The following is a 9,336-nucleotide window of genomic DNA, read 5'->3' on the forward strand; positions in this document are numbered from 1 at the left end:
GATTTACTGTCAAGTTTTGACTTTAACCGATTTGCTTCAGTCCCTGATGCAAGGACTGTGCTCAGCGCTGACGGCGCACGTGTCTACAATAGCAATTTGTCCTCCCGCGGAGAACCCGATGAAACCTTTCGGCACGCCCCATTCCGACCACGCGCTGCGCGTGCTGCTGCTGGGCGCCGGCGAGCTGGGCAAGGAGGTGGCGATCGAGCTGCAGCGCTACGCGGTGGAGGTGATCGCGGTGGATCGCTACGCGAACGCGCCGGCGATGCAGGTGGCCCATCGCAGCCACGTGATCGACATGCTGGACGGCCAGGCGCTGCGCGCGGTGATCGAGCGGGAAAAGCCCGACGTGGTGGTGCCGGAGATCGAGGCGATCCACACGCCGACCCTGATCGAACTGGAGAAAGAAGGCCAGCGGGTGATCCCGACTGCCCGCGCGGCGTGGCTGACCATGGACCGCGAGGGCATCCGCCGGCTGGCCGCCGAGGAACTCAGGCTGCCCACCTCGCCCTACCGCTTCTGCGACGACGAGGCGCAATACCGCGACGCGGTGGCCGCGATCGGCTACCCGTTCGTGATCAAGCCGGTGATGAGTTCGTCGGGCAAGGGCCAGAGCGTGGTGCGCAGTGCCGACGCGCTGCAGCGCGCGTGGGATTACGCGCAATCCGGCGGGCGCGCGGGCAAGGGCCGGGTGATCGTCGAGGGTTTCGTCGACTTCGACTACGAGATCACCATGCTCACCGTGCGGCATGTCGACGGCGTCAGCTTCTGCGCGCCGATCGGCCATCGCCAGGAAGAAGGCGACTACCGCGAGTCATGGCAGCCGCAGCCGATGAGCGACGCCGCGCTGGCCGAGGCGCAGCGGCAGGCTGCCGCGGTCACCGGTGCGCTGGGCGGCTGGGGCGTGTTCGGCGTGGAGTTCTTCGTCAAGGGCGACGCGGTGATCTTCTCCGAGGTCAGCCCGCGGCCGCACGACACCGGCCTGGTCACGCTGATCTCGCAGGAGTTCTCCGAGTTCGCGCTGCACGCGCGGGCGATCCTCGGCCTGCCGATCCCGGTGATCCACCAGTACGGGCCGGCGGCGTCGTGCGCGGTGCTGGTCGAAGGCGCCGGCGCCGGGCCGCGCTACCACGGCGTGGCCGCGGCGCTGGCCGAGCCGGATACGCAGCTGCGCATCTTCGGCAAGCCCGCGGTGAAGGGGCGCCGGCGCATGGCGGTGACGCTGGCGCGCGGGGCCACGCTGGAGGCGGCAGTGGGCAAGGCGGTGCGTGCGGCGGGCCATCTGCGCATCGAGCTGTGAGCGCATCCGCCTGAACGAGTCCATGCGATAGGCTTGGCGATGGCGGCCGCGTCGTCGCCACCGGTATTCGACTGAGAGGTTGTAATTTTTTCAACCTCTCAGGTCGGCCAGGGCGATGGCATGGCGATGGCATGGATGCCCGAGTTGAGGCAACGCAGGAGCAGTTGCCCGATGCCCGAGTTGAGGCAACGCAGGAGCGGTTGCCCGATGGCGACTGAAGAAAACCACAGGATGTGGTTTTCTTCACAAGCTCTGACGGTAAGGAGAGGCAGGATGGAATCAAGCGGCTTTGCGCACTGGCTGGTGGTGCTGGTCGAACTGGTCACGGCTTTTGCCCTGCTGCTGCTGGCCCTGGCGGTGGTGGTGCTGGCGGTGACCTGGGTGGTCGACCGCAACCAGACCGGCAACGCGGTGCTGCGCAACTTTCCGGTGGTCGGCCACTTCCGCTACTGGTTCCTGCACCTGGGTGAGTTCTTCCGCCAGTACCTGTATTCCAGCGACCGCGAGGAGCTGCCGTTCAACCGCGCGCAGCGCACCTGGGTCTACCGCGCGGCGAAGAACGTGGACAACACCAACGCGTTCGGTTCCAGTCGCGACCTGCGCGCCGAGGGCGTGCCGTTCTTCGTCAATGCGCCGTTCCCCGACCTGGGCGTGGACCACGTCGAGCCGGTGCCGGTGACGATCGGCCCGTATGCGCGCGAGCCATACAGCCACGCGGCGTTCTTCAACATCTCGGCGATGAGTTTTGGCGCATTGTCGGCACCAGCGGTGCGTGCGTTGTCGCGCGGCGCGGCCAAGGCGGGCATCTGGATGGATACCGGCGAGGGTGGCCTGGCGCCGTACCACCTCGAAGGCGGCTGCGACATCATCTTCGAGATCGGCACGGCCAAGTACGGCGTGCGTACGCCGGACGGCAAGCTCGACGATGACAAGCTGCTGGCGATCTGCGCCCACCCGCAGGTGAAGATGGTCAGCATCAAGCTGGGCCAGGGCGCCAAGCCCGGCATGGGCGGCCTGCTGCCCGGCGCCAAGGTCACCGCCGAGATCGCGGCGATCCGCGGTATTCCGGTCGGCGAGGATTCGCAGAGCCCGAACCGACACCTCGACATCGGCAATGTCACGCAACTGATGGACAGCATCGGCCATATCCGCGAGCTCACCGGCAAGCCGGTCGGCTTCAAGGCGGTGCTGGGTGGCGTGGAGTGGATCGGCGAGCTGTGCGATGAGGTGAGGAAGCGCGGTATCGCGAGCGCGCCCGACTTCATCATCGTCGACGGCTCCGAGGGCGGCACCGGCGCGGCGCCGCAAACCTTGATGGAAGGCGTCGGCCTGCCGCTGCACGAGGCCTTGCCGGCGCTGCTCGACATGCTGATCGTCAAGGGCCTGCGCCAGCGTATCAAGGTGGTCTGCTCGGGCAAGTGCATCACCGCCTACGACGTGGCGTGGGCGCTGTCGCTCGGCGCGGACTTCGTCAACTCGGCGCGCGGCTTCATGCTGGCGCTGGGCTGCATCCAGTCGCTGCAGTGCAACCGCAACACCTGTCCCACCGGCATCACCACGCAGAACCCGAAACTGCAGCGCGGCCTGGTGGTCAGCGACAAGAGCGAGCGGGTGTACCACTACGCGAAGAACCTGATGCACGAGGTCGGCATCATCGCGCACAGCTGCGGCGTCAGCGAACCGCGCCAGCTCAGGCGCAGCCATTGCCGCGTGGTCGGCGACGACGGCCTGTCGATCCCGCTGGAGCAGCTGTTTCCGTATCCGCAGGCAGACGCCCGGGCCCAACGCCTGTAGGAGCGCACCCCCGGATCGAGTCCGGGGCAGGCTCTGTGCGCGATGCTATTCGCTCTGGTCGACATCAGAGCATCGCGCACGACCGAAGGAAGTCCCTTGTGGACAGGGTGCGCTCCTACGGCATCGCCTGCCAGCCTTCGGCGGTGCGGATCTGCAGCGGCTTGAAGCGCCGCTTGTAGTCCATCTTCGGGTGGCCGTCGATCCAGAAGCCCAGGTACAGCCAGGGCAGGCCGCGACGGCGGCACAACGCCACCTGCTGCAGGATGGCGCAGGTGCCGAGGCTGCGTGCGGTCTCGTCGGGGTCGTAGAAGGTATAGACGGCCGACGCGCCGTTCGGGCAGACGTCGGTAACCGCCACCGCGAGCAGACGCTCGCCCAGACGCAGCTCCATGAACAGGGTGGGGCTCCACGGTGCGGTGAGGAAGCGGCGGAAGTCGCTGGCTTCTGCATCGTCCATGCCGCCGCCGGCGTGGCGGCTCTGCAGGTAGCGCTCGTACAGCGCGTGGCGCTCGCGGTTGTAGCCGGGGATCGACTCGCTGAGCACGAGGTCGGCGTTGCGCTTCAGACAGCGGCGCTGGGCGCGGTCCGGCTGGAAATTCGCCACGTCGATGCGGCACGGCGTGCAGGCATGGCATTGCGCGCAGTGCGGGAAGTACAAGTGGCCGCCGGCGCGGCGGAAGCCGCGTTCGAGCGCCGGGCCATACAGCTTGTCGAGGTTCGGCGCGGCCGGGTCCAGCACCAGGTTCTGCGCCGTGCGGTCGGCGTAGTAGCCGCACGCGTGAGGCAGCGTCTGGAACAGGCGGACTTGGTCGGAACGGCGCATTCCCCGATTCTATGCCGCACGCCGCGACGGCGCATCCCGGGGGGTGTTACATGCGCAGGAAGCGCAGCATCGCCACGGCCAGCACCGCCAGCACCACCAGCAGCACGATGCGGCGCACCCGCGTTACCGTGCGGTTGCGCCGGTCCAGCGGGCTGGGGTTGCGCGCCGCGGCCAGTTCCTCGCCGTGGCGCACCACCGGCTCGATGCCGATCTGGCGCAGCAGCGCGCGCGCCCTGGGGTAGTCGTCGGCGTGGGTGATCCACACCTGCGCCCAGCGGCCGCGATCATCGTTGCGCGCCGAGTAGCTGAAACGCTGGTAGCTCGGCCGGTTGTAGTTGGAGCGGTTTTCCACCGTCGCGGCGATGCCGTGCTCGGCCATCAGGGCGACCACGGCGTCGACGCTTTCCGGGCGGGGCGAGGTGTAGATCTGACGCATGCGGCGATTCTACTCAATCGCCGCGCACGCGGATCAGCCCTTCCTGCGCGGAGGAAGCCACCAGGCGACCGTCGCGGCTGAAGATCTGCCCGCGCGCCAGGCCGCGCGCGCCCTGCGCGGTGGGACTATCGAACGAGTACAGCAGCCATTCGTCGACGCGGACCGGACGGTGGAACCACAGCGCGTGGTCGAGGCTGGCCATCTGCACGTTGTGGGTCATGTAGGAGATGCCGTGCGGCAGGGTAGCGGTGCCGATCAGGTGGAAATCGGAAGCATAGGCCAGCAGCGCGCGGTGCAGGATCGCCGCGTCGTCGATCGGCGAGGTGAGCCGGAACCAGATGTGCTGGATCGGCGGGCGCTTGACCGGGTGCATCTCGTCGCGTGGCCACACCTGGCGGAACTCGAACGGGCCGTCGATGCCAAGCCAGCGTTGCAGCTTCACCGGCAGCCGCACCAGCTCGTCCGGCGGTAGCGGATGCAGCGGCTCGATGTCTTCCGGCGCGGGCACCTCGGGCATGCTGATCTGGTGTTCCACGCCCGGCTCGGGCGCCTGGAACGAGATCGAGCCGTTCAGGATCGGCTGGCCGTGCTGGATCGCCACCACCCGGCGCGAGGAGAACGTACCGCCGTCGCGGGTGCGTTCCACGCTGTAGATGATCGGCGCCTCGATGTCGCCGGCACGCAGGAAGTAGGCATGCAGCGAATGCGCCTCGCGCGAGGGGTCGACGGTCTGCTGCGCCGCCGACAGCGCCTGCCCCAGCACCTGGCCGCCGAACACGAAGCGCGTGCCGATGTCGCGGCTCTGGCCGCGGAACAGGTTGTCTTCCAGTCGCTCCAGGCGAAGCAGCTGGACCAGTTCGGCGACGTGGTCTTCGCTCATGGCGGATCCCTGCAAAAGGGTGCCAGTATAGCGGCGGCGGCCTGCGTCCGGGCATGGCGAAGTGTGTGGCGGGGCGTGGTCGAGTCTGGCGATCACCGAACGGGGCGACGGGCATCGCCACCTGCGCAGCGGGCGCGCAGGGCGCGTCTAGCGCAGCCGCTTGAGGCCGCTGGCGGGCACGATGGCATCCCATGGAAAGCGCGGGCCGGGGTCGAGCTTGCGGCGGATCTGTCGCGCAGGATCGTCGCTGGCGGGCATCAGATCGGTGTCCAGCTCCTCGTGGCCGGCGATCCGGCGCAGGTGCGGGAACTCCGCGCGCAACTGCGCCAGCAGGGCGAGCAACGCGTCGATCTGCGCGGCGGGGTAGGGCTCGGTCATGGTCTGGCGGCGCGAGTCGAACCAGTCGGGATAGCGGCCCGCGTTCACCAGCTCGATGCCGATGGAATTCGGATTGTGCCCGCGCACGTGATGGGCGATGCGGGTGCCGGGTACGTAGCGATACACCGCGCCGTCGCGGTCGACGTAATAGTGGCCGCTGTTGCCGGTACCGCTGGCGTGCAGCGCGCGTTCGCCGTATTCGCGCGCGGTGGCCAGGTCCGGCAGCTCGGTGCAGTGGATCACCACCAGCTCGACCGCTGCGGCCGGACGTTCCGGCAACAGGTCGACGTAGGGCAACGGCTGGTCGTGGATGGTCAATGGCATCGGCCAAGTCTCGCATGCGGCGGGCGGGGGCGAAAACGCTGCCTGTTACCATGCACGCCTCGGCTTTCGGCACTTTCCACGGAGACCGCCATGCGCGGCCAGATCATTCTTTCGCACGGCTCGGATTCCGGGCCGGACGCCACCAAGGTCAGCGCGCTGGCCACTCTGGCCGAATCGCTGGGCTGGCGCACGCAGCGGCCGGACTACCGCGCCGACGACGCACGCGGCTTTGCCGGTTCGGTGGCGCCGCGGGTCGCTCGCCTGCGCGCCACCATCGAGGCGCAGGATGCTCCGCCGCTGCTGGTCGGCTCCAGCATGGGTGCTTTCGTCTCCGGGCTGGTCTCGCTGGATGTGCCAGTGGCCGGTTTGCTGCTGCTGGCCACGCCCAGCGAAATCCCCGGCTACGCACGCAAGTTCGACTTGCGCGAGGACGTGCCCGCGCTGCTGATCCACGGCTGGCGCGACGAGATCTGCCCGCTGGCCGGCGTGCACGCGTTCGCCGCGAAGCGCCGCCTGCCGCTGCTGGTGCTGGACGACGACCACCGGCTGGGTTCCAGCATGGGCATGATCGCGGCGCAGTTCCGCGGCATGCTCGACCAACGGGCGGCGGCCGCATGAGTCAGTACTTCGCCACCTGCCCGAAAGGCATGGAATACCTGCTGCGCGACGAGCTGGCTGCACTGGGTGCGCTCGACGTGCGCGAGGCGCTGGCCGGCGCGCACTTCGCCGGCACGCTGGAAACCGCATACCGGGCCTGCCTGTGGTCGCGCCTGGCCAGCCGCATCCTGCTGCCGCTGGCCGAGTTCGACGCCGCCGACGACGAGGCACTGTACCGCGGCGTGCAGGCGATCGACTGGAGTGAACATCTGGCCGCGCACGCCACCTTCGCGGTGGACGCCGGCACCGCATTGAGCAAGCTGACCCACAGCCAGTTCATCGGCCTGCGCGTGAAGGATGCCGTGGTGGACCAGTTCCGCCAGCGCGACGGCTCGCGCCCCGGCATCGACACCGAGGAGCCGGACATCCGCATCAACCTGCGCCTGCGCCGCGACCGCGCGATCGTGTCGCTGGATCTGGCCGGCTCGCCGCTGCACCGGCGCGGTTGGCGCGAGGAGCAGGGCGAGGCGCCGCTGAAGGAAAACCTCGCCAGCGCGATGCTGCTGCGCGCGCATTGGCCCGAGGTGTACGCCGCCGGCGGAGCGCTGCTCGACCCGATGTGCGGTTCCGGCACGCTGCTGATCGAAGGCGCGTTGATGGCGGCCGACGTGGCGCCCGGCTTGCGCCGCGAATACTTCGGCTTCCTCGGCTGGCAGCAGCACGATATCGCGCTGTGGCGCAGCCTGCTGGACGAGGCGCAGCAGCGCGCCGAAGCCGGCCTGCGTGCGCTGCGCCCCTGCTTCTTCGGCAGCGACGCCGACCCGCGCATGGTGCAGACGGCCAAGCGCAATGCGCAGCAGGCGGGCGTGGCCGGCTTCTTCACCCTGGACCGGCAGGACATGGCGCATGCCGCGCCGCCGCCGGGCATCGACCACGGCCTGGTCATCACCAACCCGCCGTACGGCGAGCGCCTCGGCGATCGCGCCGAGATGCCGAAGCTGTACCGCGCATTGGGCGACACCCTGCGCCAGCGCTTCGTCGGCTGGCGCGCCGCGGTGCTGGCCGGGGATGTGGAACTGGGTCGCGCGATGCAGCTGCATGCGGACAAGCGCTACGCGCTGTACAACGGCGCGCTGGAAACCGTGCTGCTGACCTTCGACCTGAAAACGCGCGAGCAACCGCCGCGCGAAGCCAAGCCGCTGTCCGCCGGCGCACAGATGCTGAAGAACCGGCTGGAAAAGAACGCCAGGCACCTGCGCAAGCGGCTGGCCCGCGAAGCCATCCATTGCTGGCGTGCCTACGACCAGGACCTGCCCGAGTACGCCGCCGCGATCGACGTCTACGGCGACACGCGTGGCGACGAGCACCTGCATATCCAGGAATACCGCGCGCCCGCCGACGTGCCGGCCGACATGGCGCGGCTGCGCCTGCGCGAGATTGCCCGCGTCGCCGGCGAGGTGTTCGGCGTGCCGCGCGAGCGCATCGTGCTGAAAACCCGCGAGCGCGGCAAGGGCGGCTCCAAGTACGGCCAGTTCGACCAGCGCGGCGAGTTCATCGAGGTGGAGGAGGGCGGCCTGAAGTTCCTGGTCAACCTCACCGACTATCTGGATACCGGCCTGTTCCTCGATCATCGCCTGGTGCGCGCCAAGCTGCGCGAACTGGCGCGCGGCAAGTGCTTCCTCAACCTGTTCGCCTACACCGCCACCGCCAGCGTGTACGCCGCCGCCGGCGGCGCGCTGGAGACCACCAGCGTGGACCTGTCGGCGACTTATCTCGAATGGGCTTCGCGCAACCTCGTGCTGAACGGCTTCAGCGGTGCGCGCCACCGGCTGATGCAGTTCGACGCCATGGAATTCCTGCAGCGCGACCGCGGCCATTACGGGCTGGTGTACGTCGACCCGCCGACCTTCTCGAACTCCAAGCGCGCCGAGGATTTCGACGTGCAACGCGACCATGTGGCCCTGCTGGAAGCCTGCAACGAGCGGCTGACCCGCGACGGCGTGATCGTGTTCTCCAACAATTTCCGCCGCTTCAAGCTCGACCGGGAAGCGCTGCAGGCGCACTTCGAGATCGAGGATTGGAGCGCGCCCAGCATCCCGTTCGACTTCGCCCGCCGGGGCGACATCCACGGCTGCTGGCTGCTGCGCCGGCGCCAGGCCGTGACGGGGATCAATCCCTGGGAAAACGCACGCCCGAAAACGTGAACCCTTCAGTGCAGATTAAGCGTGATCGGATGAGCATCCGCCCCGTACAACGGAGAACGATCATGACCAAGAGCATCGGCAGGACGGGCAGGCTGGCGGCCATCGGCCTGGCGGTTGCAGTGGCTGTGGCGGTGCCACTGGGCGCGTCGGCGCACGACCATGGTGGTCACGGCTGGGGTGGTGACTACCACGGTTACCACGGTGGTTACTACGGCCATGGCGGGCACTGGAGCGGCGACCACTGGATCGCCGGCGCCATCGTCACCGGCGCAGTGGCGGGCCTGGTCAGCGATGCGCTGCGCCCGGCGCCGGTGTACTACGAGGCACCGGTGGTGTACGGCCCGCCGCGCACGGTGATCTACGAGGATGCCCCGGTGGTGCGTCGTCGTGTGGTCGAGCGCACGGTGGTGTACGACGACCCGTACCGGGTGCGCTACATCCGCGACGATGGCTACGACGATGACGACGACGATTGAGCCCGGCGACCGCGTCGGCAGCGTGTGACCGCGAAAGGCCCGGCCATGCCGTAATGCCAGTCAGTTAAGCTGACTGGCGTTTTCGTGGGGTACTTGTGGGGTCGCCGTTTGACTTCACGGGGGC

9 protein-coding genes are annotated in these 9,336 nt (G+C 68.6%); 5 read left to right on the forward strand and 4 right to left on the reverse strand.

Features of this window, described 5'->3' with window-relative positions; translation table 11 throughout:
* Positions 1-118: 118 nt before the first annotated feature.
* Positions 119-1,300: a formate-dependent phosphoribosylglycinamide formyltransferase gene (purT, locus tag AC3WTD_RS16270; RefSeq protein ID WP_027494008.1), complete on the forward strand. Its 1,182-nt coding sequence runs from the start codon at positions 119-121 to the stop codon at positions 1,298-1,300.
* Between the two features lie 273 nt (positions 1,301-1,573).
* Positions 1,574-3,094, forward strand: coding sequence for an FMN-binding glutamate synthase family protein (locus AC3WTD_RS16275; RefSeq protein WP_492614412.1), 1,521 nt, complete (start codon positions 1,574-1,576; stop codon positions 3,092-3,094).
* Between the two features lie 115 nt (positions 3,095-3,209).
* Here AC3WTD_RS16275 and AC3WTD_RS16280 read toward each other — a convergent pair whose 3' ends face one another.
* From AC3WTD_RS16280 to AC3WTD_RS16295, 4 genes are all read right to left on the reverse strand, one after another.
* Positions 3,210-3,917: an arginyltransferase gene (locus AC3WTD_RS16280; protein ID WP_027494006.1), complete on the reverse strand. Its 708-nt coding sequence runs from the start codon at positions 3,915-3,917 to the stop codon at positions 3,210-3,212.
* A 46-nt stretch (positions 3,918-3,963) separates the two neighbouring features.
* A complete protein-coding gene (locus AC3WTD_RS16285; RefSeq protein ID WP_027494005.1) occupies positions 3,964-4,353 on the reverse strand; it encodes a putative signal transducing protein in 390 nt (129 codons plus the stop codon).
* A gap of 13 nt (positions 4,354-4,366) precedes the next feature.
* Positions 4,367-5,233, reverse strand: a complete 867-nt coding sequence (locus tag AC3WTD_RS16290; RefSeq protein WP_027494004.1) for an acyl-CoA thioesterase — start codon at positions 5,231-5,233, stop codon at positions 4,367-4,369.
* Between the two features lie 147 nt (positions 5,234-5,380).
* Positions 5,381-5,935 (reverse strand): N-acetylmuramoyl-L-alanine amidase, encoded by a 555-nt coding sequence (locus AC3WTD_RS16295; RefSeq protein WP_492614413.1) that lies wholly within the window; start codon positions 5,933-5,935, stop codon positions 5,381-5,383.
* A 90-nt stretch (positions 5,936-6,025) separates the two neighbouring features.
* On the opposite strand from AC3WTD_RS16295, the gene AC3WTD_RS16300 reads away from it, so the two are divergent.
* The 3 genes from AC3WTD_RS16300 (at position 6,026) to AC3WTD_RS16310 (ending at position 9,212) form a co-directional block, all read left to right on the forward strand.
* A complete protein-coding gene (locus tag AC3WTD_RS16300; RefSeq protein ID WP_027494002.1) occupies positions 6,026-6,553 on the forward strand; it encodes an alpha/beta hydrolase in 528 nt (175 codons plus the stop codon).
* Positions 6,550-8,736, forward strand: a complete 2,187-nt coding sequence (gene rlmKL / locus AC3WTD_RS16305; RefSeq protein WP_492614414.1) for a bifunctional 23S rRNA (guanine(2069)-N(7))-methyltransferase RlmK/23S rRNA (guanine(2445)-N(2))-methyltransferase RlmL — start codon at positions 6,550-6,552, stop codon at positions 8,734-8,736. Before AC3WTD_RS16300 ends, rlmKL begins: the two co-directional genes overlap by 4 nt.
* Before the next feature lie 62 nt (positions 8,737-8,798).
* Entirely contained in the window at positions 8,799-9,212 is a 414-nt protein-coding gene (locus AC3WTD_RS16310; RefSeq protein WP_027494000.1) for a hypothetical protein, read from the forward strand.
* Positions 9,213-9,336 lie beyond the last annotated feature (124 nt).

The sequence above is a fragment of the Rhodanobacter sp. FW106-PBR-R2A-1-15 genome (genome assembly GCF_058789735.1).

Excerpts from the sequence above, each read along its gene's own strand:
- purT (WP_027494008.1), top strand. The coding sequence starts at position 119 with ATGAAACCTTTCGGCACGCCCCATTCCGACCACGCGCTGCGCGTGCTG.
- AC3WTD_RS16275 (WP_492614412.1), top strand. The coding sequence starts at position 1,574 with ATGGAATCAAGCGGCTTTGCGCACTGGCTGGTGGTGCTGGTCGAACTG.
- AC3WTD_RS16280 (WP_027494006.1), bottom strand. The coding sequence starts at position 3,917 with ATGCGCCGTTCCGACCAAGTCCGCCTGTTCCAGACGCTGCCTCACGCG.
- AC3WTD_RS16285 (WP_027494005.1), bottom strand. The coding sequence starts at position 4,353 with ATGCGTCAGATCTACACCTCGCCCCGCCCGGAAAGCGTCGACGCCGTG.
- AC3WTD_RS16290 (WP_027494004.1), bottom strand. The coding sequence starts at position 5,233 with ATGAGCGAAGACCACGTCGCCGAACTGGTCCAGCTGCTTCGCCTGGAG.
- AC3WTD_RS16295 (WP_492614413.1), bottom strand. The coding sequence starts at position 5,935 with ATGCCATTGACCATCCACGACCAGCCGTTGCCCTACGTCGACCTGTTG.
- AC3WTD_RS16300 (WP_027494002.1), top strand. The coding sequence starts at position 6,026 with ATGCGCGGCCAGATCATTCTTTCGCACGGCTCGGATTCCGGGCCGGAC.
- rlmKL (WP_492614414.1), top strand. The coding sequence starts at position 6,550 with ATGAGTCAGTACTTCGCCACCTGCCCGAAAGGCATGGAATACCTGCTG.
- AC3WTD_RS16310 (WP_027494000.1), top strand. The coding sequence starts at position 8,799 with ATGACCAAGAGCATCGGCAGGACGGGCAGGCTGGCGGCCATCGGCCTG.